We start from the raw sequence: 18,120 nt of genomic DNA on the forward strand, positions 1-18,120 counted from the left end.
GGCGATCAGCGGAACGGCGGCTCGTCGAAGCTGCGCAGCTTGCGCGAATGGAGCGTCTGCAGCTCGCCGCGCAGCAGGTCGAGCGTCCTGAGGCCGATGTTGAGGTGCTCGCCCACGGCGCGCTGGTAGAAGCGGGTCGCCGCGCCGGGCAGCTTGATCTCGCCGTGCAGCGGCTTGTCGGAGATGCAGAGCAGCACGCCGTAGGGCACGCGCAGCCTGTAGCCCTGGGTGGCGAGCGTCGCGCTCTCCATGTCGACCGCGATGGCGCGGGCGTGGTTGATGCGCTGGCGCTCGTGCGACCAGCGCAGCTCCCAGTTCCGGTCGTCGTAGCTCACGACCGTGCCGGTGCGCAGGCGCCGCTTCAGCGCCTCTCCCTTCTCGCCGGTCACCTGCTCGGCCGCCTGCTGCAGGGCGACCTGGACCTCGGCCAGCGCCGGCACCGGCACTTCCGGCGGCAACAGCTCGTCGAGGATGCGGTCGCGCCGCAGGTAGGCATGCGCCAGCACGTAGTCGCCGATCGTCTGGGACTGCCGCAGGCCGCCGCAATGGCCGATCATCAGCCAGCAATGGGGCCGCAGCACCGCCAGGTGATCGGTCGCCGTCTTGGTATTCGACGGGCCCACGCCGATGTTGATGATCGTGATGCCGCCGCTGCCGTCGCCGCGCACGAGGTTGTAGGCCGGCATCTGGAAGCGATGCCAGGGGGCCGCCTGCGCAGCGACCGTCGCCGCCTCGAGCCCCTCCCCGCGCCGCACGACGGCGCCACCGGGAAGGACCAGCTCGGTGAAATCCGACTGGGGCTGCGCGAGCTGCCCGGCCGCCCAGGTCACGAAGTGGTCGACGTAGCGCTGGTAATTGGTCGCCAGGATCCACGGCTGGATGGTGCGCCAGTCGGTCCCGGTATAGTGGGTCAGTCGCCGCAGCGAATAGTCGACACGCAGGGCGTCGAACAGGGCGAGCGGCCGCGTCCCGCCCTCGCGGGCGATCCAGGTGCCATCGGCGATCTCGTCGCCGACTTCCGCCAGCATGGGCGTCGGGAAATGGCGCGCCAGTTCCGTCACCGGAAGGTCGCCGTGGATGAACTCGTCGCCGGCCTCGGTGACGAAGGGATAGGGAATCTCCTGCTTGCCGACGTTCACCTCGAGCGTGGCGCCGAACTCCTCCCGCAGCGGTCGCAGCTGCTCCAGCAGGTACTGCCGGAAGAAGCCGGGCTGGGTCACCGTCGTGGCGTAGCGGCCGGGCGCCTGGAACTTGGCCCAGGCCCGGCGGGTGAAGTGGACGGCGCCGGTCGGCTGCCAGTCGACGCAGAGCTCGGGATAGCGGAACCGGGCGCGTTCCGCCGCGGTCGGCACGACCCCGTCGCTCGCATAGCGCGCCAGCGCCGCCCGCAGCGCGCCGCTGGCCGCGCCGTGCAACTCCTCGAGGCGGTCGACGGCCTGCTCGGGCGTGAGGCCCGACACCATGGGCTACTTGCACTCGGGTTTGGCGAGGGGCTCCAGGCGGGTGATGCGGTACTCGATGCCGCCGTCGCTCTCCTCATGGGTGCCGTAGAGCTCGATGCCGTTGTCGAGCGTCACGCTGCTCATCTCGAACGCGGGCTCGCCCTGTCCCTTGGCCTCGGCATCGAAGAAGCCGGCCCGGTAGTAGATTCGCCGACGGCCGTCGGCGAGCTCCTCGCCGCCCTCGGGGATCTTGAGATCGGCGAGCCGGCGCGGGACCCGGCCGATCACGACATTGACGGTTTGCGGCGGCTTGACCTTCTCGCCGAAGAAGAACCGGGCGTCGAAGCCCGAATCGCCGGCGTCGGCGCGCCGGATCGTCTCGCGCGCGATGGCCAGGGGAAACAGCGTTCCCGCCGGCAGCGCCACGCTCTGCCCCTCGGGCTCGGCGAACCGCGCCTCGCCCTTGCCGTCGTCGCCGATCACGGCCTCGCCCTTCACCACGCTGCTCTGGCGGCCGCTGCTGGTGCGATGCTCGAAGGACAGCTTGCGGCCGTTGCGGCTCTCGGTCATCTGCGACTGCTGCTCGGTCGCGACCGCCGCGCGCGGGCCGTCGACTTCGAGCCGCAGCCGCTGGTGAACCAGGTAGCTGCCGTCGCAGGTCAACTGCAATTCGTAGGCGTAGGTGCCGATTGTGCCGACGCCCGGCTTGCCCTGCTCGAGGGCCGTCACCGTGTAGGCCGCGCGGTGCGGCACCAGCTCCTGCGCCGCGGCCGCCAGCGGGATGGCGGACAGGGCGAGGGCGGGTATCAGCAGGCGGGCAGTCAGCATCGCGGCCTCGGCAGGGCTTGGAGTTGGACCAGGCGAGCTTCGACCGCGAAGTCGCCGTAGTCGAGCAGCATCGAGCGGGCGATGCCGTTGGCCAGGAGGTCCAGGGCCATCTCGTACTCGGGATTCGCCGTCCCCTGGTCGCCGGCCGCGAAGAAGGCAAGCCGCACGCTCCAGCTCTGCTGACCCCGTAGCAGGGCCACGTCGCCGCGCACCGGCGGCAGCGGCCCGCGCGGCGGCTTGCCGATCACGGCATTGACCTGGAAGGCGCCGTCGAGACGCGCGCCGTCGAAGACGCCGTAGGAGACCGACTTGTCGCCGGCCCGGGCATGCTGGATCAGCAGCATGAGATGGGTCGTCGGGAACAGGGTCCCGGCCGGAAGCTCGAAGCTCCGCGCCTCCGGAAGGGTGAAGGAGGCGCGCCCCTTGGCACCGGCCGCCTGCAGGTCGGCATGGCCGCGCAGTTCTTCCTCGACCTCGTCGTCCTGGATGTTGCGGACGCTGAAGCGCAGACCGAGACCATCCTTGGTCTCGTAGCTCGTGAAGCTCGAATCGGTGTCGAACTCGTCGCCTTCGTTGCGCAGGAACTTGAGCTTGATCCGCTGCTTGACCTCCCAGGCATCGCAGGAGTCGACCATCTCCAGGACCATGCGCCCGCTCACGTCGACGATTCCGCTATTGGGCCGCGTGACCGAGAGCTTCATGTCATAGGTCGCCCGATGCGGCACCAGCACGATATCCGGCTGCGACTGGGCGTCGGCTCCCCTTATCCACAGGCCGAGCAGCAGCAGCGTGCAGACAGCGGCGACGGGAGCCGCGATCTGGACGGGAGGACGGCGAAAACTACGGTTGGTCAACGGACACTGGCAGGGGGCTAGGCCTTGTAGCCGGGCAGGCAAGCGTAATATCCATGCCGGCCGATTGCCAGAATGATCGCCTGCGGCAGGGCTGCACAGGGAGGATACCGCATATGACCACCGGCAAACCGCGCGTCCTGGCGACCCGGCATTTTCCGGCCGACGTGGAAGCCCGTCTCGCGGCGAACTTCGACGCCCTCCTCAATCCCGACGACCGGATCTACGACGGACCGGCGCTAGTCAAGGCGGCGGCAGGCTTCGACGGGATCATGTGCGCCGCCGGCGACGCGCTCACCGCCGCGACGATCGCCGCCCTGCCCTCCTCGGTCCGCATCATCGCGACCTTCTCGGTCGGCTACGAGCATGTCGACGTCGCGGCGGCGGCGCGGCGTGGCATCGCCGTCAGCAACACGCCCGACGTTCTGACCGATGCCACGGCCGACATCACCCTGCTCTGCCTGCTCGGCGCCGCCCGCCGCGCCTACGAGGGCATGACCATGCTGCAGAACCATGGCTGGACCGGCTGGACGCCGACGCAGCTGATGGGCGTGCACGTGACGGGCAAGCGGCTGGGCATCCTGGGCATGGGCCGGATCGGCCAGGCGGTCGCCGACCGCGCCCGCGCCTTTCGCATGCAGATCCACTACTCCAACCGCACGCGCCTGCCCGCGGCCCTGGAAAAGGGCGCGGTCTTCCATCCCGACGCCGACGCGATGCTGCCCCATTGCGACTTCCTGTCGATCAACGCGCCCATGACGCCGGCCACGCGCAAGTGGGTCAACGCCGAGCGGATCGCCCGGCTCCCCCAGGGGGCCGTGGTGGTGAACACGGCGCGCGGCGGCGTGGTCGACGACGAGGCGCTGATCGCGGCCCTGAAGAGCGGCCGGCTGGCGGCGGCCGGGCTCGACGTCTTCGACGGCGAGCCGCGGATCCATGCCGGTTACTACGGGCTCCCCAACGCCTTCCTGCTGCCGCACATGGGATCGGCCACGGTCGAGACCCGGAACGCGATGGGCTTCAGGGCGCTCGACAATCTCGAGGCCTTCCTGCTCAGGAGCGAGAGCCCGCCCGACCTCGTGAAGACTTCCTGACCGACCGCTTCCCGGGCTTTACCGGCTTGGCAGCGGCGGTGGGTGCGGGCGGCGCGGCGGCAGCAGGCGGCGGGGCCGCGGCGGCGGGCTCCGTTGCCGCGGCCGCGTGCTGAACGGCACGGTCGCCGTCGGCCAGCGGCGCTCCGGTCTCCGGCACGGGAGGCGTCCCCTCCGACTGGTAGGCGGCGACATCCCAACTGGTCGCCGGGGCGTCGGCAGGCGCGCGCAGCGGCGGCCCGTAGCTCACCCCGTCCTCCGCCACCATCCGCTGCGGCTCGGCATAGTCCACCTTGTAGGGATCGTCGGTGCCGTCGCGCGGCCGGCAGACGGAGCGGTTGCGCACGACTCGCCACAGGGCGCAATCCTGCTTGGAGACCATCGATGCCAGGTGGTCGGCGGCGGTCTTGTCGCTGCTCGCCAAGAGCGCGCCGTCGGCCGCGTAACTCGCCCCGGTCACGGCCAGCGGCGCACCGCAGGCGCCCGTGAGCAGAGGAACGCCCACCACCAACAGCCTGATCGCAAGAAAGGGCGCGAACAAATTCATGTATTAAATGCAATGAATACAATAAGTACTTGATCTTACGTCATTAGCCAACGAGGTCAAGGTCGCGCGGGCGCGGCCCGATGCGCGGCCATGGAACAACCGGACCGTTGCCTTTAGGCTCGGGCGGCCCCCTGCCCGGTGTTGACCCGTCCCGCATGAAGCTGCCGATCGTCCTAGAACGACCCTTTCGCCACGAACGGGGACATTGCTGGCGGGTCAGGCTCGACGACGCCATCTCGTGGGCGACCGACACGGCCGAGCGGCCAAGGGTATGTCCGCTCGCCCTCTTCGAGGACGCCACCCCGTTGGGTCCGCCGCATGCCCTGCACGCTGCGGTCGCAACGTCGGGAACCGGCCGCTTCTCGGTCTGGCAGGACGGCTGGCTCTACTTCTCGGCATCGGACAACAGCGACCCCAATGCGAACGGTCGAACCTATCGCCTCGACCTCTCGGACGCCGCGGCGGCCAGGGCACCCGGCAGCGAGGCCGGCCTGCCGGCGGCGGTGGCGGCAGCGACACGATCGGTCGCCGCCCTGCCCGCGCAGTTCACGCCCGGACAGGCCTTCTCCGCGGTCCGGGCGGGGCTGGATGCCCTCTATCCGAGTCACATCCTCGATTTCGCGGCCCTCTCGGCCCCCCTCGCCGACGCCGATCTCGTGGCCACCCGCTATGCGGGCTACCTCGACGAGATCTCGCGCTCGGACATGGTCTTCCTGTCGATCATGTGCGCCGGCCGGACCTGGATCCGCTTCTTCCTGCAGACCTACCTCGAGCGGGCCACCGGGGAGGCACTCTCCCTCGTGCCCCGATCGATCCCCCGCACGTCCGTGTCGCCTTCGCTCTGCTTCACGCACGACTTCTTCGATCTCTTCGAGACGCTTCCGGCCGAACCGGCCATCGTCTTCGAGCCGCTCATCCGCCAGCGCCCGCTGATCCTGCTGACCCGCGACCTGCGGGATCTCAGCGTGTCCTGGTACCATTACCTGCGCATCTCCCAGCCCGAAGCGTTCGCGCGGCTGGTGCCGGACGGATCGCTCTCGGCCTTCGTCGATTCCCCCATCCTCGGGATCGAGCGCCTGGCGGCAGTGCACGAGCGCCAGCTGAACCTGTTCCGCAGCCATGCCGGTCCCAAGCTCCACCTCTCCTACGAGCGCCTCCATGCCGCGCCGCGCGCCGACTTCGCGCGCCTGCTCGCCTTCGTCCTGCCGGGCGGGATCGAGGGCGACCCGTTCGAGGGCGCGCTGGCGGCCTCGACGTTCGACGCGATGCAGGCTCTCGAGATCGAGATCAGCAAGGCGGGAGAGGCCCGACGGTACATGCGGCTGGGCGTCGACAACTGGTCGGGCGACAAGAACGACCTCAAGGTCCGATCGGGCAAGGTGGGCCGTTTCCGCGACCTGCTCCCGTCCCTCGACGATCCCGCCATCCTCGCCGCGCGCTATCCTGTCAGCAGGCGGGTCCTGGACGCCGGCGGACTTCTCGGCTCGTCGCGCACAATGCCGTAGACGCCGGTTCTTCGATGGCGTGACGGCAGGTGCGGTCCGCTACGCCTTGATGACGTGCTCGGCCGCGATGCCGTTGCGGGCACAGGCATTGCGCGTGTCGATGACCAGCCGCGACCAGGCCACGAGTTGGCGGTAGTCGATCGCATCGTGATCGGTGCAGATGATGACGGCGTCGAAGGCAGACAGTGACCCTTCCGAAAACTCGACCGACTGCCGGCCGGCGAGCTCCCGGTGCTCACGGGTGAGTGGAATCTCGGACACGATGGGGTCGTAGTAAGACACGTCGCTGCCCCGCTTCTCGAGCAGCTCGATGATCTTGAAGGCCGGACTCTCGCGGGTGTCGTCGACGTTCTTCTTGTAGGCGACGCCGACAACGAGGATGCGCGCCCCACGCGACGCCTTGCCTTGCCGCTGGTTCAGCGCCTCGATCGTCCGGTCGACGACGCGCTGCGGCATCGCGGTGTTGATCTCCCCGGCCAGCTCGACGAAGCGCGTGACGACGTCGAACTCGCGCGCCTTCCAGGTGAGATAGAACGGATCGATCGGGATGCAGTGACCGCCAAGGCCGGGGCCGGGGTAGAAGGGCATGTAGCCGAACGGCTTCGACTTGGCGGCCTCGATGACCTCCCAGACGTCGATGTCCATCGCCTCGAAGACGACCTTGAGCTCGTTGACCAGGGCGATGTTGACCGAGCGGAAGATGTTCTCCGTGAGCTTCACCGCCTCCGCCGCCTCGAGCGACGACACCGGGACCGTACGGCTGACGACCTCGTCGTAGAGCGCGGTGGCGAGCTGGAGCGCCTCCGGGCCATCGCCGCCCACGACCTTGGGAATCGCCGCCGTCGAGAACTGGGCGTTGCCGGGATCCTCGCGTTCCGGCGAGTAGGCGAGGAAGAAGTCGCGGCCGGAGCGCAGGCCACCCCGCTCGAGGATCGGGCGCATGACGTCGCGTGTGGTGCCCGGGTAGGTCGTCGATTCGAGGACCACCAGTTGGCCGGGCCTGAGATGGGGGGCGATCGCCTCGGTCGTCTCGACCACGTAGGTCAGGTCGGGCTCGCGATGGCGGGTCAGCGGCGTCGGCACGCAGACGATGATCGCGTCGGCTTCGGGCAGCCGGGCATAGTCGGCGGTGGCAGACAGGCGGCCCGCCGACCGCATCTCGGCGATCTCGTCGCTGCCGACATGTCCGATATAGGAGACCGCTGCATTGATCTGGTCGACCTTGGTCTCGTCGATGTCGAAGCCGACGACCGAGAAGCCCTTGCGCGCAATCGTGCAGGCGAGCGGCAGACCGACATAGCCGAGACCGATGATCGCGATGGTCGCCCGATGGCCGCGAAGGCGTTCGACGATCGACGAGACCGGTTCGGCCAGCCGGCCGTCATCCCCGTCCCGTGCGGCCATCCGCGCTCCGTCGTGCATTCCCGCCACTCTTCCACCCCGCGCCAGAATGCGACGCAGCCCCATATGAGGCCGCTTGTAGGAGGCCGCAAATTGGGTGTCAAACTGCGCGGAGGCGATCCCGGTGACGACCAAATGACAAGGGCGGCCTTTCGGCCGCCCTTGCGAATGCCCTACTTTGGAGGACCTAGTTGATGACGATCTCGACGCGGCGGTTCTGCGGCTCGCGGACACCGTCGCCGGTCGGGACCAGCAGGCCCTTCTCGCCCATGCCGATGACCGAGATCGCCTGCGCCGGCACGCCGTTGCGCACCAGGGCGTCCTTGACCGCGTTGGCGCGGCGCAGCGACAGCGCCATGTTGTAGGCCTCCGGGCCCGACGTGTCGGTGTGGCCCGTCGCCGTGATCCGCGCGCTGCCCTTGGTCTTGTAGGCGTCAGCCGCCTGCTTGATCGTCTGCAGCGCCTGCTGCGAAAGGTTCGACCGATCCCAGTCGAAGAACACCATGAAGGTCGTCGCCTGGACCGCCGGCGGCGGCGGCGGCGGAGCGGCCGGCGCGGCCGCGAACTTGATCAGCACGCCGGCACCGACACCGATATTCTGGTTCGGGCCGCTGACATTGCCGACACCCGGGACATTCACCGAGACCGCCGTCGTTCCGAGATAACGGCCCTCGAGCTGGATTCGGAACATCGGATTGATGTTGTATCCGACGCCGACGGCCGCCGAGTACGCGAACACCGTGGCACCCAGGGGGGTATTGCTGTCGACGAAGCCGACGCCTGCACCAGCACCCACATAGGGGGTGATCACGGACTTGGGCATGAAGTCGTAGTAGAGCGCCGCCAGGGTCGTGAGCTGGCCGACCTTGTTGGTGAGGGCCGTACCCGGAATGTTGACGTTCGTGGGCAGCCACGAATAGCCGACCTCGATCTGCGGACGGAAGCCAATGAAGTCGTAGCCGATCGCACCACCCAGTGTGAAACCCGTGCCGGAGGTGAGGCCGCCGCCTGAACTGTTCAGGCCGCCCAGGTTCCAGTTCGCTCCGGCGCCGAAGCCCATGTAGACGCCTTCCTGAGAACCGAAGTTCGGCGCGCCGTCTGCAGATTGAGCCATCGCAGAAAGCGGCATCCCCAAGGACATCGCCGCGAGTACCAAAGCGCCAGCCTTTTTCACCAGTCTATCCCCCCGGCTATGGTCAAGAGGGCCACATTATACACGCGAGCCGGCCGGACCGACCCCAACAGAATGCGGTGTCAATGAGATTTACGCCACCATGTTGCCACACGGCAACACTGCTTCAGACCACTTTTGTCCCTAGAATGCCTGCCTAGTGCGCATTTCCACCATGTGCCCGGCCCTTGCGATCTCGGTCCAACACTCTCCTCTTCGAGACCCAATGAAAATAAGAAGCACCCTCGCGGATTTCGGACCTTGGTCGACGGGAACGGTCGCGACTGCCCACAATCTCATAGCAGCGCGCGTGAAATTGGCTTGGCATCGCGTTCAGCCACCGTCATAGAAAAAAGAACGGCTGTTCCATCCAGCGTGCGTTCGACCACTTTTGCCGAGGCGAGTCGTCTTGTTTGATTGTTCGGAGGGGGTGCCTCTCACGAGGCAAACCGGGTTGGGGACCACGTCATCGCCATGACAGAAGCTTTCCGCCAGCAAGGGACGGCTGGGACTGCCCCATGAAGGCAAGGGGTGAGGTTGCCGTCGTCGGCTACGCCTGCCGCGTCCCGGGCGCGCCGCACAGCGACGCGCTCTGGCGCCTGCTGCGGACCAACCAATGCGCGGTCTCGCAAGTAACGCCCGAGCGTTTCCCGACCCAGCCCTACTTCCATCCCGGCGCCGACCAGCCCGGCCGCGCCTACACCTTCGCCGCCGGCCTGATCGAGGACGTGTGGGGGTTCGACGCCCTGGCCTTCGGCATGAGCCCGCGCGAGGCCGAGCAGGTCGACCCCCAGCACCGCCATCTCCTGGAAGTGTCGTACGACGCCCTGGCCCATGCCGGCATCCCTCCCTCGAGCCTCGCGGGCGGCGAGACCGGCGTCTTCATCGGAGCCTCCTCGGCCGACTACGCGGTGCGGTTCTTCGTCGATCCGTCGGTCGCCGACGTCCACATGATGACGGGCAACTCGCTCAGCATCATGGCCAACCGGATCTCCTACTCCCTCGATCTCCGCGGTCCGAGCATCGCGATCGACACGGCGTGCTCCTCCTCCATGGTGGCGCTCCACCTCGCCGCCGAGGCCATCCGCAACGGGACGATCGAGACGGCCATCGTGGGCGGAGTCAACCTGCTGCTGTCGCCGTTCCCCTATGTCGGCTTCTCGCGCGCCTCGATGCTGTCTCCCACCGGCCAATGCCGGCCGTTCGACGCGGGCGCCGATGGCTATGTCCGCGCAGAGGGCACCATCGTGGTCGTCCTGCGGTCGATGCAGGCCGCCCACCGCCACCGCGACCGCATCCATGGCGTGGTCGTCGCCTCCGGCATGAACCAGGACGGCCGCACGACGGGCTTGGCGCTGCCTTCCGCCCAATCGCAGCGCCGCCTCGTCGAGCGGGTCTATGACGATTTCAGCGTCGATCCCGCCGATCTTCTGTTCGTCGAGGCGCATGGCACCGGGACGCCGGTGGGCGACCCGATCGAGGCCGACGCGCTCGGCAAGGGACTGGGCCAGCGCCGCGCCCAGCCCCTGCCGATCGGCTCGGTGAAGTCCAACATCGGGCATCTCGAGCCGGTGTCGGGTCTCGCCGGGCTCCTCAAGTCGATCATGGCGCTGCGTCACGGCCTGGTGCCCGCGACGCTCCACCAGCAGTCGCCCAATCCGAACATCCCTTTCGACGAGCTCAACCTCAAGGTCGTGGACCGCAACTGGCGTCCCCCTGCCCGTCGAGGCGACGTCCTGGCGGGCATCAACTCCTTCGGTTTCGGCGGGACCAACGCGCACACGATCGTGCGCAGCGACGACGCGACGGAATCGCTGATCTACCTGAGGGGCGACATCGCTGCCCCGCCCCTGCTCCTGACCGCCCACAGCGCGGATGCGCTGCCGCCCCTCGCCGACGCCAGCGACCGGCAGTGGCCCGACAGCAGCCGGGAGGCGCCGGGGTTCATCGCGGCCCATGCCTATCAGCGGGACATGCTGCCCCATCGCGCCCTCGTGCGCGGCGGGACGGCCGACGAGATCCGCTACCACCTGCAGCGCTTCGCCGCCGGCCAGGCCGATCCCGCCGTCCTCACGGGCCAGGCACTCGGCCACGAGCTGCCCGTGACGTATCTGTTCTCCGGCAACGGCTCGCAATGGGCCGGCATGGGACGCCAGGCGTGGAACGCCAACGATTCCTTCCGCGCCGCCCTGCGCGAAGTCGACCAGCACTTCGCGAAGATCACGAAATGGTCGATCGTCGACGAGCTGTTCGCCGAGGACCTGCCCGAGAAGCTGCGCCGGGCCTCGTTCTCGCAACCGCTGCTGCTGGCCCTTCAGGTCGCCACCGTTCGGGCGCTCGAGGCGGGTGGCATCATCCCCGACGCCACGCTCGGACACAGCGTGGGCGAGATTTCCGCGGCCTGGGCTGCCGGCGCGCTCAGCCTCGAGCAGGCCATCGACATCGTGATCGCGCGCAGCCGCCATCAGGAGGCGACGCACGGCTCGGGCGGCATGGCGGCGCTCATGCTGAGCGAACGCGAGGCCCGCCGCTTCCTCGCGGCCGTCGACGCGCCGAGCGTCGACGTCGCCGCCGTCAACAGCTGGCGAAGCGTCACGATCTCCGGGCCCGGCGATGAGATCGACCGCGTCCTCGCCACGGCCGACCGCATGCGCGTCAGCGCACGACGCCTCGACATCGACTATCCCTTCCACAGCAGCCTGATCGACGCCGTGCGCGCCCCTCTTCTGCGCGAGCTCCACGGGCTGGCGCCGCTGGAGCTCCGGCGGACCATGGTGTCCTCGGTGACGGGCGGCCCCGTGACCCACGAGATGCTCGGAGCCGAGCACTGGTGGCACAATGTCCGCGACCCCGTGCGGTTCGACGCGGCCCTCTCCCACCTGATCGCCGAGGGACAGAGGATCTTCGTGGAGATCGGGCCCAAGCCCATTCTCGCGAGCTACGTGCGCGACATCCTTCGCGGTTCCGGCACGCGTGGAACGACCGTCGAGACGATGGGCGAGGCCGATGGCGACGCGGGGGATCCGATCGAGCAGGCCATCGCCCGGGTCCTGCTGGCCGGCGGCGCCGTCGACCTGCAGCGTTTCTTCGGTCCGCCACCGGCGACCGCCGTGGAACTGCCGCTCTATCCCTGGCAGCACACGCCCTACCTCGTCCACCAGACGCTCGAGGCGACGACCGCCCTGTCGTCGCCCGACCATTCCCTGCTCGGCCGCCGCGCGCGATTGGACTGTCTCGAATGGTTCTCGGTCGTCGATTCCGCCCTGTTCCCCTGGCTGCAGGACCACAAGTTCGCCGGGATCGCCGTGTTTCCCGCCACGGCCTATGTCGAGATCATGATGGCCGCGGCCCGCTCGGTGCACCCGGACGGCGCGCTTGAGATCCGCGACTTCGACATCCTGCGACCGCTGGCCTTCGACGGCCGGACGTCGTTCGAGACCCTGCTGCGGCTGTCGCCGGAGACCGGCATCGCCGAGCTGCTGGCGCGGCCCCGCGGGAGCGTGCCCGACTGGACTCTGCACGCGCGCGGCATCGTCGACCGCTCGCCCATTGCCAGCGCACGGCCCTTCGAGCCGGAGGTGACGGCGTCGACCGTCACGGTGCCGCGGCCGAAAGTGTACGAGAGCGCACGCGGACTGGGCTTCGACTACGGCCCGGCGTTCCAGCGGGTGCGCTATGTCGCTTTCCCGCATCCGAAGCGCGCGGTCGCGACGCTCGATCCGCCGACGGCGGGAACGGCCGACGGTCGCCACGTGATCGACCTGACGGCGCTCGATTCGGGCTTCCATGCGCTCTTCGCCTCCGAGGAAGCCGGCGTGGCCGACATGCCGATGAAGGCCTATCTGCCGGTTCGGTTCGACAGCGTCCGGGTGTTCGCGCCCGGGGCGGTGGCGACCGTGGCGTTCGCCCGGACCCTTCGCCAGTCGCCGACCTCCCTCCTGGTCGACATCGATCTCATCGATGCGAACGGCGACATCGTCGTCAGTGCCGAGAACGTGCGCCTGGTCGAGGCGCCTGCCGAGGCTGCACTGGGTCCCCAGTCACTTGCCTTCCGAACGACGGCCTGGCAGCTCGACCGCGCCGGGGAGGCGACGCCGCTTCGCGACGTTCCGGCCCCCGCGCCCGCAGCCAACGAAGAGTCGCCGGCCCTCAGCGAGGCGCTGCTCCTCCTGGAAGCCGGATGCCTGCGCTCGGTGTGGCAGTCCTTCTCCACGATGCAGGACGATCCCCCGACCACCGCGCCCGGCGACTCCGGTTCTGCCGAATGGCCGGCGTTCCTGCGATCTGCGCTTCGCTCGCACCTCGAATCGCGGGGCCTGGTGGTCGAGCGCGACGGCACGCGCCGCCTCGCCGAGGACTGCGAGCTGCCGGACATCGCATCGATCGTGGCCTCGCTCGCGCTGCGCCATCCCGAGATGCCGCTCGAGGCCGCCAGCCTGTCGCGGATCGACGAGATCGTCGGTCGTCTGCTGGCCGGAGACGACCAGGCGCCCGCCGAGCTCGCCACCGTCCATGCGCGCCATCTCGACACCGCCTCGCGCCAGTCCATCGTGCTGCGAAAGGCCGCTCTCGGCGACGTCGAGAGCATGATCGCGGCCGCCGGCGAGACCCGCCTGCTTCGCGTCCTGATGGTCGGCGCCGACCATGCGGAAGCCGCCGCGGACCTCGTCCGCCGCTTCCCCAATGTCGAGCTCATCCTCGCCGAGCTGGATGGCGACCGCCTGCAGCAGGCGCGCCTTGTCCTCGGCGACGACGTATCGCGTGTGCGCTGCATCCCGTGGACCGACGTGGAGACCATGCCGGGCTCGGTGATCGATCTCGCGTTCGCCGTCGACGGGCTGAGCGAGATGACCGCCGCCGGCGGCAGCCTGGCGCAGGTCGCCCGGGTGCTGCGTCCGGGCGCCGTTCTGCTGGCGGCAGAACCCGGTCCCAGCGTCTTCTGGGACATCCTGCGCGGGACCCGTCCTGGATGGTGGGCACGATCGGCAAGCGCGGACGATCCGGTGGGACCGCTCCTGACCGACCGCGAATGGAGCAATGAGTTCCAGACGGCCGGGTTCCTGGACGTGTCGACGATCCCGGTGCTGGGCGATTCCCGGATCGGCCTCATCGTCCGGGGCGTCGCCCCCCGCCACGCGGCCCAGTGGCCGAGCCCGCAAGAGCTGCGCTTCGCCTGGCATGGCGACGAGCCGGTGGCCGCCGCTCCCGGCCGCCTGCGCCAGCGCGTCGAGGCGATCGTAGAGGCGCCGACCGAAGCGGCCGTGACCGACGTCGCGTGGCTTGTCGACGCCTCCGAGGGAGACCTCGTTGCGGCCAACGGCCTGGCCCGGCACCTCGACGGCCTGGCCGGCCTCTGCCGGCGGCTGGCTGCCGACCCTTGCCGGATCTGGGTCGTCATCGACCTCGGTCTCGACGCGAGTGGCGCCGATCCCCTCGCCTCCCCGGTCTGGTGCGCCGTCGCGGCGGCGATGCGCGTGGCGCAGAACGAGTATGCCGGCCTCGAGATCCGCTGCCTCGGCGTCGCGGGGGCCGACGCTGCCGTGGCGCGCGCGGCGGAGGAGCTTCTGGCGCCCGACGAGGAGCGCGAGATCTTCATCGGCGGCGAGCGCCGCCTGGTGATCCGGGTGGAGCGCGGTGCCGGCGGAGCGAGGTCGGGCCAGCGTGCGACGAAGCAGACCTCGGTCGTCCTGACCAGCCGCAGCAGCACCACTCATGGCGGGCTGGCCTGGGCCGCCGCGCCGCGCCGCAAGCCCGGGCCGGACGAGGTGGAGATCGAGGTCGAGGCGACGGGCCTCAACTTCCGCGACGTGATGTGGAGCCTTCGCCTGCTGCCCGAGGAAGCGCTCGAGGACGGTTATGCGGGCGCGTCGCTCGGCATGGAGTGCGCCGGTATCGTCACCCGCGTCGGCAGCGAGGTTGCGGGCCTCGCGGCCGGCGACCGGGTCGTCGCCTTCGCGCCCCACGCCTTCGCCACGCGCGCCATCGCGCCGGCCTTCGCCGTCAGCCCCTTGCCGTCCGAGCTGAGCTTCGAAGCGGCCTGCTCGATACCGGTAGCCTTCCTGACGGCCTATTATTCGCTGGCCCATCTCGCCCAGCTTCGCGCCGGCGAGACCGTGCTGATCCATGGAGGCGCCGGCGCGGTGGGCCTGGCCGCCATCCAGATCGCCCACCAGCGCGGGGCCACCGTCTTCGCCACCGCCGGCAGCCCCGAGAAGCGGGCGTTCCTGCGCAACCTCGGCGTCGACTTCGTCTGCAATTCGCGCACCCTGTCGTTCGCCGACGAGATCGCCGAGCGCACCGCGGGCAAGGGCGTCGATGTCGTGCTGAACTCGCTCGCCGGGCCGGCCATGATCCGCTCGATGGACTGCCTGCGCCCCTTCGGCCGCTTCATCGAGCTCGGCAAGCGGGATTTCTACGCCAACACCCATGTCGGCCTGCGGCCGCTGCGCCGGAACCTTTCCTATTTCGGCGTCGACGTCGACCAGCTGCTCGGCGAGCACCGGGACGTGGCGTGCCGCCTGTTCGCGGAAGTGATCGAGCTGATGGCGAGCGGCGACCTCGCGCCCCTGCCCTACCGCTCGTTCGAGGCCGCCCACGTCACGGATGCCTTCCGGCTGATGCAGCGCGCGGGACATATCGGGAAGATCGTCGTGAAGTCGGGCGGCGCCGCCGCCGCCAAGCCGCAGGCCGGCGCCTTCCCGGTCGATCCGCAGGGCGTCCACATCGTCATCGGTGGCACGAGCGGATTTGGCCTGGCGACAGCCGCCTGGCTGGTCGGCCGGGGAGCACGCCACATCGTGCTGGCCAGCCGGTCTGCTACCCTCTCCGAGGCCGACGGTGCCAGGCTCGACCTGCTTCGCCGACAGGGCGCGGAGATCGCCATCGAGGCCGTCGACGTCACCATGGCCGGCGCGCTGCCGCCATTCCTGCACCGCGCCGCCGCCGGCCGGGCCATCAAGGGCATCGTTCACGCCGCCATGGTGCTGGACGACCGGCTGATCGAAGGCATGGACGCCGAAGCGATCGACTTCGTGCTGCGCCCCAAGGTGCAAGGGGCCCTCCACCTCGAAGCCGCCGTCCGGGGCCTCGATCTCGACTACCTGCTGCTCTACTCGTCCGCGACGACGCTGTTCGGCAATCCGGGCCAGTTCAACTACGTGGCTGCCAACGGATTCCTCGAAGGCCTGGCGCGGAGCCTGCAGCGTCGCGGCGTGCCGGCGCTGGCCGTGGCCTGGGGCGGGATCGAGGACGCCGGCTACCTCTCGCGCAACATCGCCACGGACGCCAACCTGAAGAAGCGCTTCGCGGCCAACCTGATCGCGGCGAAGACCGCCCTCGACGGCCTCGACTGGCTGTACGACGAAAAGGGCCGGCAGACCCTCGCCTGCTGCGCCATCGCGCGAATCGACTGGGCGACGGCGAAGCGCGAGCTCGCCGCCACCCGCAGCCCCATCTTCGGCGCCATCGCCGCGGGGACCAGCGCGCGCCAGTCGATGGACAGCGCGGCCGTCGTACAGCGCCTTCGCGCGCTGCCGCCGGACGAGGCGATCGACACGCTCGCAACCATGGTGGTCGAGGAGATCGCCCGGGTCCTGCGCCTGCCGCCCAAGGAAGTCGACCGCCATCGTCCCTTGGTGGAGATCGGCATGGATTCGCTGATGATGCTGGAGCTCCGGACCACGGTCGAGGAGTCGCTCGGGATCGAGCTGCCGATGATGTCCCTGTCCAGCGGCATCGCTCCGCTCGACGTCGCGCGCCGGATCGCGCCCCTGATCAGGGGCGAGGAAGCGCCGTCCGTCCCCGGCCCGCTCCTGACGCTGATGGCCAGCCATGCGGCCGCCGAGGCCGAGGCCACCGACCTCGCCGACCGGCAGGCCGCCGTCGCCACGGTGCTCGAGAAGGTCCGAGAGCTGGACCGGCCGCGATGAGCGCCTACAGCCGCAACGACGCCAAGGAGACGGCCGACAAGGTCCGCCATCTCCTGCGCGACGCAAATGCGGCCCAGCCCACGGCGCGGGCGGCGGGACCGGATGGGCCGAAGCGGCCCGGCACGGGTTTCGACACGCTGCCCGAATACGAGATCCTCAAGCTCAAGAAGGCCGTCGGCGACATCGCCGGCATCCCGACCCCGTTCTTCCGCCTCCACGAGGGACGCGCCGGCAGCACGACCATCATCGACGGCCGCACGGTCGTGAACTTCTCCTCCTACGACTATCTGGGGCTGAACGAGCACGAGGCCGTGGCGAACGCCGCCAAGGCCGCGATCGACGGTTTGGGAACGTCGGTGTCGGCAAGCCGCCTCTCCGGCGGCGAACGTCAGCTCCATCGCGACCTCGACGCGGCCCTGGCGCGCCTCCACGGCACCGAGGATGCGCTGGCCTTCGTCAGCGGCCATGCCACCAACGTGTCGGTCATCGGCACCCTGCTCGGCCCCGAGGATCTGATCGTCGGCGACGCGGTCGTCCACAACAGCATCCTCGAGGGCGCGCGCCTGTCCGGCGCCCGCCGCATCCTCACGCCGCACGGCGATCTCGAGGCGCTGGAGCGGACCCTCCGTCTCAACCGGGCGCGCCACCGGAGGGTGCTGCTGGTCGTCGAAGGCCTCTACGGCATGGACGGGGACGTCCCCGATCTCGCCGCCCTGGTCCGCCTCAAGCGCCGGTACGACGCCTGGCTCATGGTCGACGAGGCGCACTCGATCGGCGTGCTGGGCGCGACCGGACGGGGCATCGCCGAGGAGCAGGGCGTGGACCCCGCCGACGTCGACATATGGATGGGCACGCTCAGCAAGGCGCTGGCCGCCATGGGCGGCTACATCGCCGGCTGCCGCCCGCTGATCGAGATCCTCAAGGACAAGGCGCCCGGCTTCGTCTTCAGCGTCGGTTTGGCGCCCCCTGTGGCCGCGGCCGCCCTCGCCGCCCTCACGCTGATGCGCGAAGAGCCGTGGCGGGTCGCCAAACTGCGCGAGAACGGCCGCGCCTTCCTGCAGGGAGCCAGGGCGCGCGGGCTCGACACCGGCCCCAGCATCGGCGCGGCGGTCGTGCCGATCATGATCGGCAACTCGCCACACGCGGTGATCCTGTCGCAGCGGCTGCTGGCGCGCGGCTTCAACATCGTCCCCGCCTTCTTCCCGGGAGTGGCCGAGAACCAGGCGCGCCTGCGCTTCTTCCTCACCAGCCAGCACACGGCCGCGCAGATCGACAGCGCGCTCGACGCGGTTGCCGACGAACTGGAGAAGGTCCGAAACGGCCCACCGCTCGTCTCCCTGGTGACCAAGCGCTAGC

General features: G+C 69.6%; 10 protein-coding genes. 4 read left to right on the plus strand and 6 right to left on the minus strand.

Translation table 11 applies throughout. The annotated features are described in order from the left end of the window. Window positions 1-5: 5 nt before the first annotated feature. The 3 genes from ACO073_RS17630 to ACO073_RS17640 are packed head-to-tail and all read right to left on the minus strand — an operon-like array spanning window position 6 to window position 3,124. Complete coding sequence (locus ACO073_RS17630) at window positions 6-1,463, minus strand: AMP nucleosidase (RefSeq protein ID WP_421998986.1); 1,458 nt, start codon at window positions 1,461-1,463, stop codon at window positions 6-8. Window positions 1,464-1,466: 3 nt separating this feature from the next. Continuing rightward, window positions 1,467-2,270 carry an EipB family protein gene (locus ACO073_RS17635; RefSeq protein WP_421998987.1) on the minus strand — a complete coding sequence of 268 codons (804 nt, stop codon included), beginning with the start codon at window positions 2,268-2,270 and terminating at the stop codon, window positions 1,467-1,469. After that, window positions 2,264-3,124: a cell envelope integrity EipB family protein gene (locus ACO073_RS17640; protein WP_421998988.1), complete on the minus strand. Its 861-nt coding sequence runs from the start codon at window positions 3,122-3,124 to the stop codon at window positions 2,264-2,266. Before ACO073_RS17640 ends, ACO073_RS17635 begins: the two co-directional genes overlap by 7 nt. 113 nt (window positions 3,125-3,237) lie before the next feature. On the opposite strand from ACO073_RS17640, the gene ACO073_RS17645 reads away from it, so the two are divergent. Then, a complete protein-coding gene (locus ACO073_RS17645) occupies window positions 3,238-4,215 on the plus strand; it encodes a 2-hydroxyacid dehydrogenase (protein ID WP_421998989.1) in 978 nt (325 codons plus the stop codon). Here the strand turns inward: ACO073_RS17645 and ACO073_RS17650 are convergent. Continuing rightward, window positions 4,175-4,759 carry a hypothetical protein gene (locus tag ACO073_RS17650; protein WP_421998990.1) on the minus strand — a complete coding sequence of 195 codons (585 nt, stop codon included), beginning with the start codon at window positions 4,757-4,759 and terminating at the stop codon, window positions 4,175-4,177. The two genes, ACO073_RS17645 and ACO073_RS17650, sit on opposite strands and share 41 nt — an antisense overlap. Window positions 4,760-4,914: 155 nt before the next feature. Between ACO073_RS17650 and ACO073_RS17655 the strand changes: the two genes are divergently transcribed. Next, a complete protein-coding gene (locus ACO073_RS17655) occupies window positions 4,915-6,264 on the plus strand; it encodes a sulfotransferase domain-containing protein (protein ID WP_421998991.1) in 1,350 nt (449 codons plus the stop codon). Between the two features lie 39 nt (window positions 6,265-6,303). On the opposite strand, the gene ACO073_RS17660 is transcribed toward ACO073_RS17655, so the two are convergent. Both ACO073_RS17660 and ACO073_RS17665 read right to left on the minus strand, forming a co-directional pair. Next, the gene (locus ACO073_RS17660; protein ID WP_421998992.1) at window positions 6,304-7,668 is read right to left on the minus strand and encodes a nucleotide sugar dehydrogenase; all 1,365 of its coding nucleotides are present in this window, start codon (window positions 7,666-7,668) and stop codon (window positions 6,304-6,306) included. Window positions 7,669-7,852: 184 nt separating this feature from the next. Next, window positions 7,853-8,806 carry an OmpA family protein gene (locus ACO073_RS17665; protein ID WP_422002168.1) on the minus strand — a complete coding sequence of 318 codons (954 nt, stop codon included), beginning with the start codon at window positions 8,804-8,806 and terminating at the stop codon, window positions 7,853-7,855. Window positions 8,807-9,354: 548 nt separating this feature from the next. On the opposite strand from ACO073_RS17665, the gene ACO073_RS17670 reads away from it, so the two are divergent. Together ACO073_RS17670 and ACO073_RS17675 are read left to right on the plus strand one after the other, a co-directional pair. Continuing rightward, window positions 9,355-16,764 (plus strand): SDR family NAD(P)-dependent oxidoreductase, encoded by a 7,410-nt coding sequence (locus tag ACO073_RS17670; RefSeq protein WP_421998993.1) that lies wholly within the window; start codon window positions 9,355-9,357, stop codon window positions 16,762-16,764. Continuing rightward, window positions 16,761-18,119 (plus strand): aminotransferase class I/II-fold pyridoxal phosphate-dependent enzyme, encoded by a 1,359-nt coding sequence (locus ACO073_RS17675; RefSeq protein WP_421998994.1) that lies wholly within the window; start codon window positions 16,761-16,763, stop codon window positions 18,117-18,119. The genes ACO073_RS17670 and ACO073_RS17675 overlap by 4 nt, the downstream gene beginning before the upstream one ends. Window position 18,120 lies beyond the last annotated feature (1 nt).

It is taken from the genome of Reyranella sp., assembly GCF_965229815.1.
Classification (GTDB): Bacteria; Pseudomonadota; Alphaproteobacteria; order Reyranellales; family Reyranellaceae; genus Reyranella.

Excerpts from the sequence above, each read along its gene's own strand:
- ACO073_RS17630 (WP_421998986.1), bottom strand. The coding sequence starts at position 1,463 with ATGGTGTCGGGCCTCACGCCCGAGCAGGCCGTCGACCGCCTCGAGGAG.
- ACO073_RS17635 (WP_421998987.1), bottom strand. The coding sequence starts at position 2,270 with ATGCTGACTGCCCGCCTGCTGATACCCGCCCTCGCCCTGTCCGCCATC.
- ACO073_RS17645 (WP_421998989.1), top strand. The coding sequence starts at position 3,238 with ATGACCACCGGCAAACCGCGCGTCCTGGCGACCCGGCATTTTCCGGCC.
- ACO073_RS17650 (WP_421998990.1), bottom strand. The coding sequence starts at position 4,759 with ATGAATTTGTTCGCGCCCTTTCTTGCGATCAGGCTGTTGGTGGTGGGC.
- ACO073_RS17655 (WP_421998991.1), top strand. The coding sequence starts at position 4,915 with ATGAAGCTGCCGATCGTCCTAGAACGACCCTTTCGCCACGAACGGGGA.
- ACO073_RS17660 (WP_421998992.1), bottom strand. The coding sequence starts at position 7,668 with ATGGCCGCACGGGACGGGGATGACGGCCGGCTGGCCGAACCGGTCTCG.
- ACO073_RS17665 (WP_422002168.1), bottom strand. The coding sequence starts at position 8,806 with ATGTCCTTGGGGATGCCGCTTTCTGCGATGGCTCAATCTGCAGACGGC.
- ACO073_RS17670 (WP_421998993.1), top strand. The coding sequence starts at position 9,355 with ATGAAGGCAAGGGGTGAGGTTGCCGTCGTCGGCTACGCCTGCCGCGTC.
- ACO073_RS17675 (WP_421998994.1), top strand. The coding sequence starts at position 16,761 with ATGAGCGCCTACAGCCGCAACGACGCCAAGGAGACGGCCGACAAGGTC.